This window comes from Streptomyces regalis (assembly GCF_001509475.1).
In the GTDB taxonomy this organism is placed as follows: domain Bacteria; phylum Actinomycetota; class Actinomycetes; order Streptomycetales; family Streptomycetaceae; genus Streptomyces; species Streptomyces regalis.
In genome coordinates this window covers 1-17,575 of record NZ_LLZG01000057.1, presented here as the reverse complement: position 1 = coordinate 17,575, position 17,575 = coordinate 1, and the positions used below count along the sequence as shown (strand labels likewise).

The 17,575-nt window shown below is 71.0% G+C and carries 16 protein-coding genes; 5 read left to right on the top strand and 11 right to left on the bottom strand.

The genetic code is table 11. The features are described 5' to 3' along the window. Nucleotides 1–176: 176 nt before the first annotated feature. Nucleotides 177–935 (bottom strand): LOG family protein, encoded by a 759-nt coding sequence (locus tag ADL12_RS10455; RefSeq protein WP_062700858.1) that lies wholly within the window; start codon nt 933–935, stop codon nt 177–179. A 153-nt stretch (nt 936–1,088) separates the two neighbouring features. Further along, a complete protein-coding gene (gene dapE, locus ADL12_RS10450) occupies nt 1,089–2,168 on the bottom strand; it encodes a succinyl-diaminopimelate desuccinylase (RefSeq protein ID WP_062700856.1) in 1,080 nt (359 codons plus the stop codon). 85 nt (nt 2,169–2,253) lie between these two features. On the opposite strand from dapE, the gene ADL12_RS10445 reads away from it, so the two are divergent. Together ADL12_RS10445 and ADL12_RS10440 are read left to right on the top strand one after the other, a co-directional pair. Then, complete coding sequence (locus ADL12_RS10445) at nt 2,254–3,240, top strand: VldE C-terminal domain-containing protein (protein WP_079051957.1); 987 nt, start codon at nt 2,254–2,256, stop codon at nt 3,238–3,240. Nucleotides 3,241–3,668: 428 nt separating this feature from the next. After that, nucleotides 3,669–4,145 (top strand): hypothetical protein, encoded by a 477-nt coding sequence (locus ADL12_RS10440; protein ID WP_062700852.1) that lies wholly within the window; start codon nt 3,669–3,671, stop codon nt 4,143–4,145. 122 nt (nt 4,146–4,267) lie between these two features. On the opposite strand, the gene ADL12_RS10435 is transcribed toward ADL12_RS10440, so the two are convergent. Together ADL12_RS10435 and fdxA are read right to left on the bottom strand one after the other, a co-directional pair. Next, the gene (locus ADL12_RS10435; protein WP_062700850.1) at nt 4,268–5,362 is read right to left on the bottom strand and encodes a bifunctional succinyldiaminopimelate transaminase/glutamate-prephenate aminotransferase; all 1,095 of its coding nucleotides are present in this window, start codon (nt 5,360–5,362) and stop codon (nt 4,268–4,270) included. 143 nt (nt 5,363–5,505) lie between these two features. Continuing rightward, a complete protein-coding gene (gene fdxA / locus ADL12_RS10430; RefSeq protein ID WP_030929316.1) occupies nt 5,506–5,826 on the bottom strand; it encodes a ferredoxin in 321 nt (106 codons plus the stop codon). A 140-nt stretch (nt 5,827–5,966) separates the two neighbouring features. Here fdxA and ADL12_RS10425 point away from each other — a divergent pair, with 140 nt between their 5' ends. Further along, entirely contained in the window at nt 5,967–7,004 is a 1,038-nt protein-coding gene (locus ADL12_RS10425) for a GNAT family N-acetyltransferase (RefSeq protein ID WP_062700847.1), read from the top strand. A gap of 38 nt (nt 7,005–7,042) precedes the next feature. Continuing rightward, nucleotides 7,043–7,894: a transglutaminase family protein gene (locus ADL12_RS10420; RefSeq protein ID WP_062700846.1), complete on the top strand. Its 852-nt coding sequence runs from the start codon at nt 7,043–7,045 to the stop codon at nt 7,892–7,894. Nucleotides 7,895–8,153: 259 nt separating this feature from the next. Here the strand turns inward: ADL12_RS10420 and ADL12_RS10415 are convergent, their stop codons facing one another. The 4 genes from ADL12_RS10415 to ADL12_RS10400 form a co-directional block, all read right to left on the bottom strand. After that, nucleotides 8,154–10,616: a hypothetical protein gene (locus ADL12_RS10415; protein WP_062700844.1), complete on the bottom strand. Its 2,463-nt coding sequence runs from the start codon at nt 10,614–10,616 to the stop codon at nt 8,154–8,156. Nucleotides 10,617–10,775: 159 nt separating this feature from the next. Beyond that, on the bottom strand, nt 10,776–11,177 hold the full coding sequence (locus tag ADL12_RS10410; protein WP_062700842.1) for a DUF6113 family protein: 402 nt from the start codon (nt 11,175–11,177) through the stop codon (nt 10,776–10,778). Next, complete coding sequence (gene mshB / locus ADL12_RS10405; RefSeq protein WP_062700840.1) at nt 11,174–12,037, bottom strand: N-acetyl-1-D-myo-inositol-2-amino-2-deoxy-alpha-D-glucopyranoside deacetylase; 864 nt, start codon at nt 12,035–12,037, stop codon at nt 11,174–11,176. Before mshB ends, ADL12_RS10410 begins: the two co-directional genes overlap by 4 nt. Before the next feature lie 59 nt (nt 12,038–12,096). After that, on the bottom strand, nt 12,097–12,291 hold the full coding sequence (locus tag ADL12_RS10400; RefSeq protein WP_019755516.1) for a hypothetical protein: 195 nt from the start codon (nt 12,289–12,291) through the stop codon (nt 12,097–12,099). A 175-nt stretch (nt 12,292–12,466) separates the two neighbouring features. On the opposite strand from ADL12_RS10400, the gene ADL12_RS10395 reads away from it, so the two are divergent. After that, entirely contained in the window at nt 12,467–14,587 is a 2,121-nt protein-coding gene (locus tag ADL12_RS10395; RefSeq protein WP_062700838.1) for a S9 family peptidase, read from the top strand. 40 nt (nt 14,588–14,627) lie between these two features. Here the strand turns inward: ADL12_RS10395 and ADL12_RS10390 are convergent, their stop codons facing one another. From ADL12_RS10390 to ADL12_RS10380, 3 genes are all read right to left on the bottom strand, one after another. Beyond that, nucleotides 14,628–14,927, bottom strand: coding sequence for a hypothetical protein (locus ADL12_RS10390; RefSeq protein WP_062700836.1), 300 nt, complete (start codon nt 14,925–14,927; stop codon nt 14,628–14,630). A 210-nt stretch (nt 14,928–15,137) separates the two neighbouring features. Then, a complete protein-coding gene (locus ADL12_RS10385; RefSeq protein ID WP_062700834.1) occupies nt 15,138–16,199 on the bottom strand; it encodes an ABC transporter ATP-binding protein in 1,062 nt (353 codons plus the stop codon). After that, on the bottom strand, nt 16,192–17,166 hold the full coding sequence (locus tag ADL12_RS10380; RefSeq protein ID WP_062700832.1) for an ABC transporter ATP-binding protein: 975 nt from the start codon (nt 17,164–17,166) through the stop codon (nt 16,192–16,194). Before ADL12_RS10380 ends, ADL12_RS10385 begins: the two co-directional genes overlap by 8 nt. Nucleotides 17,167–17,575: the final 409 nt, after the last annotated feature.

Below are 17,575 nucleotides of genomic sequence, written 5' to 3'. Positions count from 1 at the left end.
CCCCCGCTTCGGCCCTGAACGGGCCTCGTCCTCAAACGCCGGACGGGCTGGGTAAGTCAGCCCCTCCGGCGTTTGAGGAGCGGGGGTCCAGGGGGCAGAGCCCCCTGGGACAGTGGCCCAAGGGGCCGCACCCTTTCAAGCGGGCCCCCGCCCAGAACACCGGCTCAAGCCCAGCGCTAGCGCCCCGCCTCCTTGGACACCAGCGCCACCGCCTCCTCCATGTCGTCCGTGACGTGGAACAGGAGCAGGTCCTTCTCTGAGGCCTTGCCCGTGGCGATCAGGGTGTTCTTCAGCCAGTCGACGAGGCCGCCCCAGTACTCGCTGCCGAACAGGACGATCGGGAAGCGGGTGACCTTCTGGGTCTGGACCAGGGTGAGGGCCTCGAAGAGTTCGTCGAGGGTGCCGAGGCCGCCGGGGAGGACCACGAAGCCCTGGGCGTACTTGACGAACATCATCTTGCGGACGAAGAAGTACCGGAAGTTCAGACCGATGTCGACGTAGGGGTTGAGGCCCTGCTCGAAGGGGAGCTCGATGCCGAGGCCGACCGAGATGCCGCCCGCCTCGCAGGCGCCCTTGTTCGCCGCCTCCATGGCGCCGGGGCCACCGCCCGTGATCACCGCGAAGCCGGCATCGACCAGCCCTCGGCCGAGCCGGACTCCGGCGTCGTACTCGGGAGAGTCGACCGGTGTGCGGGCCGAGCCGAACACGCTGATCGCCGCCGGGAGTTCGGCGAGCGTGCCGAAGCCCTCGATGAACTCCGACTGGATGCGCAGGACTCGCCAGGGGTCGGTGTGGACCCAGTCGGAGGGCCCGCCCGCGTCCAGCAGTCGCTGGTCGGTCGTGCTCGCCGTCACCTGGCCCCGCCTTCGGATCACCGGTCCCAGGCGCTGCTCCGACGGTGGCTGCTTCTTCCCCTCGGGGTTGCCGGTAGCCATGTGCGCTCCCTCCGCTGCGGGGCCTGCGGGTGTTGCAGGTCGTTCCACCTCAGCGTAGATCCACGTGGGTTACGGACGGGGGACGTGAGCATGTCCGCCATGAAGCGCCGTCCCGGCGACCCCTGACCGTGCCGGCACCCCCTGACCGTGCCGCTAGGCCGTGAGCCACGCCCTCAGCCGCTCCTCCCCCGCCAGGGCCTTGTCCGTCTCGACCCTTTCGTCCCGCTTGTGCGCCAAGTGCGGGTTGCCGGGGCCGTAGTTGACCGCCGGGATGCCCAGGGACGAGAAGCGGGAGACGTCCGTCCAGCCGTACTTGGGGCGAGCGATCCCTCCGACCGCCGCCATGAACGCCGCTGCCGCCGGGTGGGACAGCCCCGGCAGCGCGCCGCCGCTGTGGTCGTCCACCACGAACTCCTCGACCCCGCAGTCGGCGAAGACCTCGCGGACGTGCGCGACGGCCTCCTCTTCCGTACGGTCCGGCGCGTAACGGAAGTTGACGGTCACGACGCACTCGTCGGGGATGACGTTGCCCGCGACGCCGCCCGTGATGCCGACCGCGTTCAGGCCCTCGCGGTACTCCAGGCCGTCGATCACCGGGTAGCGGGGTTCGTACGACGCCAGCCTCGCCAGGATCGGCGCCGCCGCGTGGATGGCGTTCGAGCCCATCCAGCTGCGCGCGGAGTGGGCGCGCTCGCCCTTGGTCTTGAGGAGCACCCGGAGCGTGCCCTGGCAGCCGCCCTCCACCTCGCCGTCCGACGGCTCCAGGAGCACCGCGAAGTCGCCCTCCAGCCACTCCGGACGGTTCTCGGCCACGTGCTTGAGGCCGTTGAGGTCCGCGGTCACCTCCTCGTTGTCGTAGAAGACGAAGGTGAGGTCGCGGTTCGGGGCCGGGACCGTGGCCGCGATGCGCAGCTGGACCGCGACGCCCGACTTCATGTCGCAGGTGCCGCAGCCCCACAAGACGCCGTCCTCGTCCAGCCTCGACGGGACGTTGTCCGCGATGGGCACCGTGTCGATGTGGCCGGCGAGGATCACGCGCTCGGACCGCCCCAGGTCCGTACGCGCCACGACGTTGTTGCCGTACCGCTCGACCGTCAGGTGCGGCAGGGCGCGCAGGGCGGTCTCGATGGCGTCCGCGAGGGGCTGCTCGGTGCCGCTGACGGAGGGGAAGTCGACGAGCTGCGCGGTGAGCCGCGCGGCGTCCAGCGTGAGGTCAAGGGAGGTGTCGGCCATGGTGCCGACCCTAACGCGCCCGGCCGTCGGCCCACTTTCCCCACTCGACCCGTACCCCCCAGTAACCTCGGCTACCTTGTAGGGCGTGCCAGAGTCGTCCCCCTCTTCCAGACGTCGTGGCCGCCTCCTGCGTCGCGGGGCGGCCTTCGTGGTCCTGCTCGCCGTCGCGGGATATCTCGCGGTGCAGTACGTCACCGGAGGCACGGGCGGGCCGGGCTGCGAGGTCGTCTCGGGCAAGGCCGACGGGGGCAGGTACGAGTTCACGCCGGAGCAGGCGGTGAACGCGGCGACGATCGCCGCCGTCGGCACCAACCGCGGCCTGCCCGAGCGAGCCGTGACGATCGCGCTCGCCACTGCCCTGCAGGAGTCGGGTCTGCGCAACATCGGCCACGGCGACCGTGACTCGCTGGGCCTGTTCCAGCAGCGGCCCTCACAGGGCTGGGGCACCGAGAAGGAGATCCGGGACCCGATCTACTCGGCGGGCATCTTCTACGAGCACCTGATCAAGGTCCGCGGCTATACGGAGTTGCCGCTCACCGTCGCCGCGCAGCGCGTGCAGCGCAGCGGCTTTCCGGAGGCGTACGCCAAGCACGAGCCGGACGCGAGGCTGCTCGCCGCCGCACTCACCGGGCGTTCGGCCGCGACACTGACCTGCGAGGGGCGCCTCGGCACCACGCGGACCGCGGGTCCGGACGCCGTACGGGCCGCGCTCGTACGGGACTTCGGGCGGGACGCGCTGCAGACGGCCGCCGCCGAGGTGGGCGCCGAGAAGGCCGCTCCCACGCCCGTTCCATCGGTGATCGAGGGCGACGGGCAGACCGTCGTGCTGCCCGTGACCGCCGACGGGGGTTCCGGCGCCGGGCGCAGTGTCCGCGAGCGCGGGTGGCAGCTGGCCCACTGGGCCGTGGCCAATGCCTCCGACCTGCACATCAAGCGGGTGTCGTATGCCGGGCGGGAGTGGACCGCCGGGAACACCGACAGCCAGTGGCGCGCGGCCGCCACGGGGGGTGCCTCGGGCGACTCGGGGGCGGAGAGCCGTCCGGGCTCGGTCCGGATCGTGACGGCTCCGTAGGTGGCCCGGTAGTCAGGTGGCCCAGCAGTCGGCCCAGCAGTACGCGCACAGCACCCGTGCGGCAGTTCGGGGGCTCACCCTCGCGGGTTACCCGAGGTGTCGGCCGGCGACGGTGTGGGCAGGTTTTCGCGCGGTCACCCTCGAATCCGCCAAAAGCCTTGAGAACAAAGGGCTGTAAGGATTCGGCAGGGTTTCGGACACGGCTCCGTTTGCCCGTTTTTATCCGCAGGCGATAATGCGACGCATTGCCAACTCTTTACGTTGGCACGCCGCAACCTTCGCGGGCTTCGAGCGGTAGTCACTGCGTCCGAGCCCGGAGATCAACAGCCAGTCGGTCCACCGCCAGTCGGCCACAGTGAGTCGGTCAACTGCCGGGCGTGGTCGGACATTTCATCGTCCTGATCCGACATACCCGTCGAAGGAGCATCATGTCCCTCCCCCTGACCCGCCGGATCGCCCGTGCCGCGCTGCTCGTCGCTGCCGGAGCGGCTGCCGGGGTCGGTGCGGCCGGCTCCGCCAGCGCGGCCCCCGAACTGCCCGACGCCTCGAAGGTCGGCGGGCTGACCGCCCTGGACGGCGCGAGCGTCGTCGACGGCGCGGCCACCAACGCCACCGGGCTCGCGGGTGGCGCCGTAGACACCGCGGTCGACGGCGCTCTGCCGACCGCGACGAAGGCCGGCGACAAGGTGACCAAGACCGGCGGCAAGGCCGCGAAGAAGGCGGTGCCGACCGCCACCAAGGCCGGCAGCAAGGTCGCGAAGAAGGCGACGCCCGCGGCACAGGAGACCGCGGGTGGCGTGGCCGGGTCGGTCGGCAGCGTTCTCGGTGACACGGCCGGCGTGGCCACCACGAGCGGCGTGCCGTCGACCGGCACGCTGCCGGTGCAGGCGCTTCCCCTCAGCTGACGGTTCGCTGCCGCTCGGCTGCGCCTGGCTTGAGCGTCGACGGGGTCCAGGGAGTTCCCTGGGCCCCGTCGGCTTTTGTGTGCCCACCCTTCCGCCCTGCGGAAGGGTGGGCACACAGCGGTTTACGCCAGGCGCCGTACCGCTTCCCGCACCCGTTCGTCCGTCGCCGTGAACGCCACGCGTACGTGCCGGCCGCCCGCCTCGCCGTAGAAGTCGCCCGGGGCCACCAGGATGCCGAGGTCGGCCAGATGGGAGACCGTGGTCCAGCAGGACTCGTCTCGCGCGGCCCAGAGGTAGAGGCTGGCCTCGCTGTGTTCGATGCGGAAGCCGTGTGCCTCCAAGGCTCCGCGGAGGGCCGTGCGGCGGGCAGCGTAGCGGTCGCGCTGGATGCGCACGTGTTCGTCGTCGCCCAGGGCCGCGATCACCGCCGCCTGGGTCGGCGCCGACGTCATCATGCCGCCGTGCTTGCGGATCTCCAGGAGAGGGCCCAGGACAGCGGGGTCGCCCACCAGGAATGCCGCCCTGTACCCCGCCAGGTTCGAGCGCTTCGACAGGGAGTGGACGGCGACGATGCCCTCGTACGAGCCGCCGTTCACGTCCGGGTGCAGGACCGAGACCGGCTCGGCCTCCCAGCCCAGCTCCAGGTAGCACTCGTCGGAGAAGATCAGGACACCGTGTTCGCGGGCCCAGGCCACGGTCCGGGCCAGTTCCTGCTTCGACAGGACCTTGCCCGTGGGGTTGGACGGGGAGTTCAGCCAGAGCAGCTTCAGGCCCCGCGGGTCCAGCTCCGTCGGGTCGTCGTAGACCTCGTACTCCGCGCGGGCCAGGCGGGCGCCCACCTCGTACGTCGGGTAGGCCAGGCGCGGGTAGGCCACCTTGTCGCCGGGGCCGAGGCCCAGCTGGGTGGGGAGCCAGGCGACGAGTTCCTTGGAGCCGACGATGGGGAGGACGTGGCGGTGGGTGACCTCGCGGGCGCCCAGGCGGCGCTCCACCCAGCCCGTGATCGCGTCACGCAGAGCCGGGGTGCCCCAGACCGTCGGATAGCCCGGGGAGTCCGCTGCGTCGATCAGGGCCTTCTGGATCAGCTCGGGGACCGGGTCGACCGGCGTGCCGACGGAGAGGTCGACGATGCCGTCCGGGTGCGCGGCGGCCGTCTTCTTGTACGGCTCCAGCTTGTCCCAGGGGAAGGTCGGAAGGCGGTCGGAGACTGCGGACACGGGATCTGGCTCACTTTCTGGTACAGCCGCTGGTACTGCCACTGCTCAGTCCGGATACGGCAACGCCTCGGTCCCGTACGGCGATCAAGGTGATTTGGCCGTACGGGACCGAGGCGGCACGCTGTGCGGGTCGCCGGTGGGGATTACTCGGCCTGCGGCGGAAGCGCGGCGATGAACGGGTGGTCCCGCTCGATCAGGCCCAGCTTGCTGGCGCCGCCGGGGGAGCCGAGCTCGTCGAAGAACTCGACATTCGCCTTGTAGTAGTCCTTCCACTCCTCCGGAGTGTCGTCCTCGTAGAAGATCGCCTCGACCGGGCATACCGGCTCACAGGCACCACAGTCGACGCATTCGTCCGGGTGGATGTACAAGGACCGCTGGCCCTCGTAGATGCAGTCGACCGGGCACTCCTCGATGCACGCCTTGTCCTTGACGTCGACACAAGGCTGCGCGATGACGTAGGTCACGCTGTCGTTCCTCCTCGATAGGGCGCTGGCGGGCCTCCTCAGGCTCCGCCGCCTGGCGCGCGGGAGCGCGGCGTCGTCGATGCCCACCCCTAGTATCTCCGTTCTTGGGCATGATCCGAACAGGAGGGGTGAACTGACCTGTGGAAATCTCTGCGAGAGGGCGCCTTGAGGTCCGCATCACCGCTGCTGACGTGGGTAAACGGGTCTCTGTACGCCGCCTGAACGATCCTGCGGCCGAGGGTGAGAAGTTCACCGACACGGTGGGTGTTCTCGCATCATGGGACGACGATGTGCTGGTGATCACACGGAAGAGTGGCGAGACCGTCCACATCCCGGAAGCGTCGCTGGTCGCGGGCAAGGTGGTGCCCGCCGCTCCGGCCCGGCGCCGGGGGCCCGCCGCCACGTACGAGGAGCTCGCGCATGCCGCCACGCGCGCGTGGCGGCCGGTGGAGAGCGAGCGGCTCGGCGAGTGGGAGCTGCGGGCCTCGTCCGGGTTCACCCGGCGGGCCAACTCGGTGCTGCCGCTCGGCGACCCCGGGATGCCGCTGGAGGCCGCGCTCGACGTCGTACGGCGCTGGTACGGCGACCGTGGGCTCCCCGCGTACATCCAGACCGCAACGGGCGCCGAGGGCACGCAGGAGCTGCTGTGCGCGGAGCTGGAGCGGCTGGGGTGGGTGCGGGAGGTGTCCGCCGAGATGTGGATCGGGGCGCTGGCGCCGATCGCCGACCGGGGCGAGCCGGACGAGGTGGCCGGGGTGGTGCTGTCCCGGGAGGCGGACGAGGCTTGGCTTGCGCGGTATCAGCGCAAGGGGGTGAGCGAGGTGGCTCTGGAGGTGCTGGGGAGCGGGCCGTCGGTATGGTTCGCGTCTGTTCCCGGTGAGGCGGGCGGTGTGCCTGCCGCGATCGGGCGGTGTGTCGTGGACGGGCGGTGGGCCGGGTTCGCCGCCGTCGAGGTGGATCCGGCGCTGCGGCGGCAGGGGCTGGCCACCCGGGTGATGGCCGCGCTGGCCCAGCGGGCCCTCGACGAGGGGGCGTCGGCGGCATGGCTGCAGGTCGAGTCGGAGAACGTGGGCGCGCGGGAGATGTACGCCCGGATGGGGTTCGCCGCGCATCACGTGTACCACCACTATCGCGAGCCAGGTGCCTGCGGCGGTGAGCCGCGAACTACCGGCTGCTGACGGTAGTACCGATCGCCGTGAAAGGGCACGAGCCAGCTATGCGTCCCCCCTACCCCCCACCGCCCGAACGTTCCGCCGAGCTGCGGCGGCGGTTCGCCGAAGAGGCGCGGTCCGAGCGACCCGACCTGTCCGCGCTGTGTCTGCTGGTGGGGGCCGAGGCGGACGGGGCGCTGGACGAGGCGGGCATGGATGCGGCACAGGTGGAGCTGGACGCCTTGGCGGGGCAGCTGCCGTTCCGGCCCGGGGGGCCACGGTCGTGGGCGGTCGCGCTGCGGGAGCTGCTCGGGGAGCGGTACGGGTTTCGTGGCTCCGCCGCGGACTATCAGCGGCTGGAGTCGTCGTTGCTGCATCAGGTGCTGGTGCGGCGCAGGGGGCTGCCGATTCTGCTGTCGGTGGTGTGGATGGAGGTCGCTCGGCGGGCGGGGGCGCCGGTGTACGGGGTGGCGCTGCCCGGGCACTTTGTGGTGGGTTTCGGGCCCACTGATCAGCAGGTGCTCGCCGACCCGTTCGACGGGGGGCGGGTGTTGACGGGGGGCGATGCGGAGATGCTGGTGGCGGGGGCCACGGGGGCGCCGCTGCAGCCGTCCATGTTGACGCCGGCCGATCCCTTGGATGTGGTGCTGCGGATTCTGAACAATGTCCGGGCTTGGGCGGCGACGCGGCCGGAGCGGACGGATGTGGCGTTGTGGGCGGTGGAGTTGTCGCTGTTGTTGCCGTCGCATCCGGCTCGGTTGCGGTTCGAGCGGGCGCAGTTGCTGGTGCAGCGGGGGGACTTCGTCGAGGGGGCCGCGGAGTTGGAGGCGTATGCCGACGTGGTGGCCGGCGTTGATCTTGCCGCCGCGGAGAGGGTGCGGGGGCAGGCTCGGGCGGCTCGGGCGATGTTGAACTGACGGCTCGCCTATTCGCCGTGGGGGATTCTGTTGTCGTGCGACTGCGGGTCTGTTGTGGCTGGTCGCGCCCACGCGGCGGAGCCGCATATCGATGCAGCCCCGCGCCCTGGTCGTCGTCATGTGATCCAGAGTGTCTTCCGGGCCCCCTCGCCCGGCAGTGTCGGCGGTCCTGACTGCCGGATGACAGATGTCATACGACGACCAGGGGGCACCCGGCGTGTGCCGGGTGCCCCCTGGTGCAAGCGTGCAAGCGGTTCCGCTAGCTCGGGTTGGTGTCGATGGTGACGGTGCGCTCCGCCGCCGTCTTGCCGCGCAGGGCCTTGCGCAGGGCGGAGGCGACGTCCTCCGGCAGGACGTCACGCTTGCCGCTCGCGCCGTTGATCTGCACGCCGTCGAAGGTGGCGCCGTACGCCTCCTTGAGTGCCTTGAGGTCGTACGTTTCCACGAGCTTGCCGTCGACGGCCTTGACGCCGAGGATCTTCGGCAGGGACAGGGAGCCGAACTGGATGCTGCCCCCGGCGTCGGTCCGGATCGTGACCTTGTTGGCCATCGCCGGCTCGGCGAACTCCTTCATGAACCGGTCGACCTCGGCGTTGGTGACCGTCGGCTGCTGGGTGGTCGTCGCGACCTGCACCGGGGAGGAGGTGCCCGTCTCCACCTGGGTGCGGTACGCCTCCTCGACCGCCGTGGTCGACTTGGCGACGTCGATTCCCTTTCCGGCCTTGCCGTACACGGCGACCGCCTTGCCGGACTTGAAGGAGACCGTGCCCTCGGTCACCGAGCCGGAGCCGCCGGAGACGTCCTCCAGGGCCGCGTGCAGCTTCTCCTCGTCGACCGGCATGACCGGGTCCACGGTCCGGTGGTTGCCGAAGAGCGAGCCGATGACCGAGACCGGGTTGTAGTCGCTGGTCGCGGCCGTGCTGACCGTCTCCTGCATGTCGAACTTGAGCCCCGCCTTGTCCGGCTCCAGCGTGACGGTCTTGCCGTCCACCGACAGCTTCAGCGGCTTGTTGACCTGGTCGTCAAAGGCATCGTTGAGCTTCTTCACCGCGTCGTCGCGGGTGCCGCCGCCGATGTCGACGCCGAGCACGGTGGTGCCCTTGGGCACGTCGGAGTGGTTCATCAGCAGACCGGCGCCGTAGACGCCACCGGCAAGGACGATCACTCCGCCGCCGATCAGCGCCAGCTTGTTGCGGCCCTTCTTCTTGGGCGCGCGGGACGCCGACGCGTTCGTCGCGCTCGGCTCGGGCAGCTTCGGAGGCGTGTGCGGCGCCGGGGCGTCGGTGGCACCCGGGCCGAAGGGGCCGCTCTGGGCGCCGGAGGGGACGACGGGGATGCCGCTGGTGACGGTGTGGCCGGAGACGTTGTCGGCGACGCCGCCGTAGTGCGGGGTGCCGGGCTCGGGGGCCGGCTTCTGCGGGGTGAGGATCGCGGTGTCGTCGCTCATGCCACCGCCGGGGCCGTGGCCCGGGGTGTGGAGGGCGTTACCGGGACCGCCGGGGCCACCAGGACCGCCGGGGCCTGTCGGGCCGCTGCCGGGAACGCCGGGTCCGGCCGCTCCGCCGGGCCGACGCGGACCGTTGGAGATACCGGGCACACCGGAACCACCCGGGCCGTTGGAGATGCCGGGCACACCCGGACCGGCCGGGCCACCCGGACCGCCGGGCCCACCGCGACCGCCCTGCCCGCCTCCCGGGGCCGGGGGGACAGGCGGACCGTCGCCGGTGACCGGACCGGTCGTCGGACCCGCGGGACCGCCCTGCGGGCCGCCACGGCCGTTCGGGCCACCGAAGTCGCTCGGGGCGTTGAAGTCGCTCGGGCCACCGAAGTCGTTCAGGCCGCCGAAGTCGGCGGAACCGTCGAAGCCGTTCTGGCCGCCCTGGGTTCCGTAGCCGTTCTGACCGTTCTGGCTGCCGTTCGCGTTCTCCGAGAAGTACGGCAGGTCGTCGCGGCGCGCCTCGCCACCGGGGTGGGAACCGTTGCCGTTGCCCATCGGGCCCGCTGCCAGTGCCTCGGTGACGTCGAAGGAACCGGTGCCTCCGCCGTGCCCGGGAGCCACGGGGCCGCCGGTCGCGCCGGGGAGACCGGCGCCGTTACCACCGCCGGGACGGGCGCCGCCGTCGGACCGGGCGCCGTTCGCCCCACCGGGGCGGGAGCCGCCGGGCACGCTCATCGAGCCGACGACACCACCGGGCCGCCCGGCACCGGAACCCGGGCGTGCACCGCCGGGCGCTCCGGGGCCCGCGCCACCGGGGCCGCTCGCACCGGGGCCGGAACCGCCGGGCAGACCGGCCCCGTTGGACGGCGGGCCGCCCTGACCGCCCTTGGGCGCACCGGACTTGCGCGGCGCGAACCAGTCGCTCGTCTTCTCCCCCGGCTGCGCGGCGGGGTCGGCCGGGGGCTCGACGATGCCGGTGGACATGGACGTCGCGGCGGACGGCGCCGACGTCTCGGTGTCCGCGCTGTCCGCGGGGCCCTCGGCTTCGGTGACGGGCTTGCGCACGACCACCGGCGGAATGGGCCGCGACCCGGGGATGTTGATCCGGATCCGGGTCGTCAGCGTGGTCTCGGTCTTGCGTTCCTCCGGCTGCGCGGCCGAACGGCCCACGTCCATACCGCTGTCGGAAGCCATGGGGGTCCCGTACGGCGGCGTGCCCGAGGGGTATGCGGCTCCGCCGTGCCCGTTGGGCCCGGAGGACGGAGTGTCAGTTTCACGACTCAAGGCAGGTTCTCCCGGTTGGCTCCACCGCCTGTTCGACCTCATTGCTTCGGACGGCTCGGCGGCGCGCACCACCATACTGGCCACTTCCGGCCTGTATCCCACGACCGCCTGGGAAACCCACACGGGACTCGCACGAGTGCGGCAGGGAGAAGTGGTACGTCACTTGCCAAGTCGGACGCGGTCGCCGCCTGGTTGCCGCACCGGGGCGAGGGTGGCGCAGATCACAGCCACAGCCATGCCGCCGAGCAGGAAGAGGTAGGAGGCGGCGCCGGTGCCGAACACGAAGTCGCCTTCCGGGCGGCTGGCGGTGAGCAGAATGACGGCGATCATCCAGCCGCCGGCGGGCGCGACGGCCCCGGCCCTGCTGCCCGCCGCCCGGCCGCCGCCCAGACAGAGCCCGGCCTCGCCGGCGAGGGCGAGCAGCAGGCCGCCCGGGAACCACGCGGGCTGCACCAGGCCCCCGGCCACGCCGACCACCGCGCCGAGCACGAACAGCCCGAGGTAGGCGAGGGCCCGCAGGCCGGAAGGCCGCTTCAGCGGCTGGGCGAGCATCGAGCTCATGACGCCTCCCCGAGGGTCACACCGGCGAACAGGTCGGACTCCGTCCGCGCCCCCCGCTCCCCGTGCACCAACTCGTAGTACTCGGTGGTGAAGAGGGGTTGCGCGAGTTCGTTGGAGAGCGCGAAGTACAGCTCGGCCACGTCGATCTGCGTGCCATGCGCGATCATCGCGGCGGCCTTGGCGGCGGCGTACGCGGTGCCGTCGATGACGGTGGTGATCCGCTCGTCGTCGACGACGCCCGGTACGTCGTCCACGGTGGCGGCCTTGCTGAACGGCAACCCGGGCAGATCCACCTGAAGCCGGGCGAAGGCCTCCTCGGCGACCGTGCGCGGGACGCGGTTCCAGTAGATCTTGGGGATCTCCCACCCGGCATCGACGGCCAGCTCGGCCGCGCGCATGGCGATGCGGTGGGCCTGGATGTGGTCCGGGTGGCCGTAGCCGCCGTCGGGGTCGTAGGTGACGAGGACCTGGGGGCGTACCTCGAGGATCACCTCGACGAGCGCCCGGGCCGCGTCGTCGACGTCCGCCTGCCAGAGGCTGGCCGGGTCGTCGTTGTCGGCGATGCCCATCATTCCCGAGTCCTCGTAGCGACCCTTTCCGCCGAGGAGACGGAAGTCCTCGACGCCGAGCTCGCGCATCGCGGCGGTGAGCTCGCCCAGGCGGTGTGCGCCCAGATCGGCACCGGTCAGGTGCTGAAGCTCGGGGGGAATGACCTCGCCGTGCTCGCCGAGGGTGCAGGTGACCAGGGTCACGTGGGCACCCTCGGCCGCGTACTTGGCCATGGTCGCGCCGTTGTTGATCGACTCGTCATCCGGGTGCGCGTGCACCAGCAGCAGACGCCGGTCGGGCAGTTCCGTCATGGGCCCCAGCCTACGAGGCGACACTGACAGCGCCGCGCGGCGCTGTCAGAAGGCGCGGCTCAGAACTTGATGCTGCCGATCATGCCCGCGATGTTCGTCGTCAGCTCACTGATGGTGGGCGCGACGGTCGAGGACGCCAGGTAGAAGCCGAGCAGCATGCAGACCACCGCATGGCCGGCCTTCAGCCCTGATTTCTTGATCAGCAGGAAGACGATGATCGCCAGCAGCACCACCGCCGAAATCGAGAGTGCCACGGCGGCTCACCTCCAAGAATCCCAAGGGCGGGGGTCGGTCTATGGGGGCAGATAAATCCATGCAGCAGCCAGCAGGTTCATACCCACTATGCGCTAGTGATCATAACTATCCGTACGTGCGCATCGATCGGCGCACAGCCGCACAAGGGGGCGCACTGGCCAATATGGTCATGGCATGACGACCGAGCCTGTCTCCTTCCCCCGACGGCATGCCCGCACCCAGAGGTTCACGTTCGGCGCGCCGCGCGCGTTCGCGGTGGCGCCCGACGGTTCCCGCGTCGTGTTCCTGCGCTCCACCTCCGGTACGGATCCGGCGAGTTCGCTGTGGGTGCTCGACACGGTGGACGGCGGGGAGCGCCTGGCGGCCGACCCGCGCGCCCTGCTGGGCGGCGCCTCGGAAGACCTCTCGCCCGAGGAGCGGGCACGGCGTGAGCGCAGCCGTGAGGCCGGCGCCGGCATCGTCGGCCATGCCACCGACGATGCCGTGGAGTTGGCGTCTTTTGCCTTGTCAGGGCGGCTTTTCACGGCGGAGCTACGGGCCGGCACGGCACGCGAACTCCGGGTGCCCGGGCCGGTGATCGACCCGCGCCCCTCCCCCGACGGACGGCACATCGCGTACGTCGCACAGGGCGCCCTGCGGGTGGTGGGCGCCGAGGGCGAGGGCGACCGTGCGCTCGCCGAACCGGAGTCGGACGGGGTCGCCTATGGGCTCGCCGAGTTCATCGCCGCCGAGGAGATGGGGCGCTACCGGGGCTTTTGGTGGGGTCCGGAATCGGACCGGCTGCTCGTGGCGCGCCTGGACGACACGCCGGTGCAGCGGTGGTGGATCTCCGACCCGGCACGTCCGGAGCGCGAGCCGCAGCAGGTGGCCTATCCCGCGGCGGGGACCGCGAACGCGGACGTACGGCTGTTCGTGATCGGTCTGGACGGGGCGCGCACGGAGGTCGCGTGGGACCGGGCGCGGTACCCCTATCTGGCACGAGTGCACTGGTCAGCGGCGGGTGCGCCGCTGCTGCTCGTCCAGGCGCGGGACCAGCGCAGCCAGCTGTTCCTGGCCGTGGACCCGGCGACCGGGGCGACCCGGATGGTGCACGCCGACGAAGATCCACAATGGCTGGAACTTTTCCCTGGCGTGCCCTGCTGGAGCCCTTCCGGACAGCTGGTGCGCATCGCCGACGAGGGTGGCGCACGGGTACTCACGGTGGGCGAACGCCCGCTGACGGGACCGCAGTTGCACGTCCGCGCGGTGCTGGACGTCTCCGACGACGACGTGCTGGTCTCGGCATCGGCGGGTGAGGCCGCGACCGACACCGAGATCGGTGAAGTGCATGTGTATCGGGTGAACGAGCTCGGCGTGGAGCGCGTGTCGCAGGAGGCCGGCGTGCACTCGGCGGTGCGTGCCGGGGGCGTGACCGTGCTGGCGTCGCACGCCCTCGACCGGCCCGGGGCGCGGGTCCAGGTCCTGCGGGACGGGAAGCAGACGGCGACGGTTCGGTCGTATGCCGAAGATCCCGGTTTGACCCCGCGCATCACCCTCACCGAAGGGGGCGCACGTCGCATCCCGTGCGCCGTGCTTATGCCTCGGGACTACGCCGGTGACACCCCGCTCCCGGTTTTGCTGGATCCCTACGGGGGACCGCACGCCTCCAGGGTGGTCGCCGCACACAACGCCCACCTCACCTCGCAGTGGTTCGCCGACCAGGGGTTCGCGGTGGTCGTCGCGGACGGGCGGGGTACGCCGGGGCGCTCACCCGCGTGGGAGAAGGCGGTCAAGGACGAGATCGCGGCCGTCGTGGTGCAGGACCAGGTCGATGCGCTCCAGGCGCTCGCCGAGCGGTTCCCGCTCGACCTGACCCGCGTGGCCATCCGCGGCTGGTCGTTCGGCGGCTATCTGGCGGGGCTCGCGGTGCTGCGCCGCCCGGACGTCTTCCACGCGGCGGTGGTCGGCGCCCCGGTCACCGATCTGCGCCTGTACGACACCCACTATCAGGAGCGTTACGTCGGACACCCCGAGGAGCAGCCGGAGGTCTACCGGCGCAACTCGCTGATCGACGACGCCGGCCTGGTGGACCCGGCCGAGCCGGCCCGCCCGATGATGATCGTCCACGGGCTGGCGGACGACAATGTGGTGGTCGCCCACTCACTGCGCCTGTCCTCGGCCCTGCTCGCCGCGGGCCGCCCGCACGAGGTGCTGCCGCTGTCCGGCGTGACGCATATGACTCCGCAGGAGGAGGTCGCGGAGAATCTGCTGCTGCTCCAGCTCGACTTCCTGAAGAGGTCGCTGGGGCTGAACTGACCCCGTGCAACTGACCCCGTGCAACTGACCCGTAGCCGGGTCAGTTGCTCTGCGAGCCGAGGAAGACCAGGAGAGGAAGACCGGCGATCAGGAGGTGGACGACACCGGTCTTCCAGTAGCGCAGCACCGCGGCGAGGGCGAAGCCGCCGCCGACCAGCCAGGCGGTGAAGACCAGGATGTCGTGCTGCGCGGCGTCCGCCCGCTGGTCGGCGTACTCGTCGAAGCCGGCGCCGATGCCGGAGACGACCATGCCGTAGCCAAGGATGATCACGAGCAGGACGTCGAAGAGTCCTACGAGGACGGCGATCAGTCCGTCGTGTTCGCGTGGCCGGCGTTCCATGGGCCAAGCGTTGCGCAGGGGCGGGCCGGGGTCCTGAGTACCCGTACTCATTCGGTGTCCGCACAGCAACGAGCCGGGGTGACATGGCGCACCCCGGCTCGTTTACGGCACCCGCACGGCCGTACGCTGTTCAGACTGACGCGTCCGTATATCGGGATCGGGTCGGCTGAGTTGCCTGCGTGTTAACGCGGTTCGCGTGTGTTTGTACGGCTATGGCACCGCCTCCGGCGGAACGACTTGCCCCGGCGCGGAGCGGCTGATCGGTACAGCCTCCGCGAAATGACAGGCCGAGGCATGCGCCTCGGGACCGCTCGCCTGCGCGAAATGCGACGGCACCGTGAGCGGCGGCGCCTCCAGGACGCACCGTTCCTGCGCCTTCCAGCAGCGGGTGCGGAAGCGGCAGCCGGAGGGGACGTTCGTCGGGGACGGGACGTCACCCGCGAGGATGATGCGCTCGCGGTGTTCACGGGCCTCGGGGTCGGGGACGGGGACCGCGGAGAGCAGCGCCTGGGTGTAGGGGTGCGTGGGGTGGTCGTAGATCTCGGCGTCCTTGCCGATCTCCACGATCCGGCCGAGGTACATCACCCCGACCCGGTCCGAGATGTGCCGGACGATGGACAGGTCGTGGGCGATGAAGACGTAGGAGAGCTTGAACTCGTTCTGCAGGCGGTCCATCAGGTTGATGACCTGGGCCTGGACCGAGACGTCCAGCGCGGAGACCGGTTCGTCGGCGACGATGACCTCCGGGCGCAGCGCCAACCCTCTCGCGATGCCGATGCGTTGGCGCTGGCCGCCGGAGAACTGGTGCGGATAGCGGTTGATGTACTCGGGGTTGAGGCCGACCACGTCCAGCAGGTCCCGCACCTTGCGGCGGCGGTCGCCCTTCGGGGCCACCTCGGGATGGATGTCGTACGGCTCGCCGATGATGTCGCCCACCGTCATCCGGGGGTTGAGGGAGGTGTACGGGTCCTGGAACACCATCTGGATGTTGCGGCGTACGGCCTTCAGGGCGCGGCCGGACAGTTTGGTGATGTCCTCGCCCTTGTACTTGATCGAACCGGCCGTCGGGCGCTCCAGGTTGACCAGCATCTTGGCGACCGTGGACTTGCCGCAGCCGGACTCGCCGACGATGCCGAGGGTTTCGCCGCGGCGGAGCGTGAAGTCGACGCCGTCGACGGCCTTGACCGCGCCGACCTGCTTCTTGAACAGGACGCCCTGGGTGAGCGGGTAGTGCTTGTAGAGCCCGCTGACCTCCAGAATCGGCTCAGCCATTCAGGCACTCCCTCCAGAAGTGGCAGGCGCTGCGGCGGTCCTCGTCCACCTCGTGCAGGGGTGGCTCGTCGGTGCGGCAGACGTCCTGGGCCATCGGGCAGCGGGGGTTGAAGGCGCAGCCCGGCGGGATGTTCATGAGGTTGGGGGGCAGGCCCTTGATGGCGTAGAGCTCCTGGCCCTTCTGGTCCAGGCGCGGGATCGACTCCAGCAGGCCCTTGGTGTACGGGTGTGCGGGCGCCTTGTAGATGTCGTGCACCGGCGCCGACTCGACGATCCGGCCCGCGTACATCACGGCGATCCGGTCGGCGACGTCGGCGACCACCCCGAGGTCGTGGGTGATGAGGATGAGGCCCATGTTGTACTCGCGCTGCAGGTCCGCGAGCAGGTCCATGACCTGGGCCTGGACGGTGACGTCCAGTGCCGTCGTGGGCTCGTCGGCGATGATGAGGGCGGGTTCGAGGGCGAGGGCCATCGCGATCATGATGCGCTGGCGCATACCGCCGGAGAACTGGTGCGGGTACTGCCGCACGCGCTCCCTCGCGGCCGGGATCCGTACCCGGTCCATCAGCTCCACGGCCTTCGCCCGGGCGTCCTTCCTCGACATCCCCCGGTGCACGACGAACATCTCGCCGAGCTGGTCCCCTACGGTCAGGACGGGATTCAGTGACGAGAGGGCGTCCTGGAAGATCATCGCCAACTCGGCGCCGCGGACCTTGCGCCGCTCCTCTTCCTTCAGCTTGAGCAGGTCCCGCCCCTGGAAGAGGATCTCGCCCCCGGTGATCCTCCCGGGCGGCATGTCCAGGATCCCCATCACCGCCTGCGCGGTCACCGACTTCCCGGACCCGGACTCCCCGAGCACGGCGAGCGTCTCCCCCGCGTCCACGCCGTAGGTGACGCCGTTGACGGCTTTGGCGACGCCGTCCCGCATCCTGAACTCCACCTGCAGATCACGCACTTCGAGCACCATGACGCCGACTCACCTCAGCTTCGGATCGAGGGCGTCGCGCGGATGGCGTCCCGCCGAGTGGTACGGACATCAGGACCGGGCCGGTCCCTACGGCCTGGGGCCCGCGGGTGCGACCGATCGCCCGGGGCGGCGGGTCGGGCCGACCTGCGCGGGCGGGACCAGTCTGGGGCCGGGTGCCCGATCGGCGGCCAGGTGGGGGATCGGCGGCCAGTGCCGGATCGGCCACGACAGGGCATGCGGGGCGTCCCATCACCGCTTTCCCCCAGCCGGCACGGCCACCACAACGCCTCGCCCACCATGACGAAGGCCGGCACCGCAACCGCCGGCGCGCCGAAGCGTGTGAGAAGACGGCAGCCCCACCGCCCCCTGCCACCGCCACCACGCCCCCAGCAACGCCACGGACCAGCTC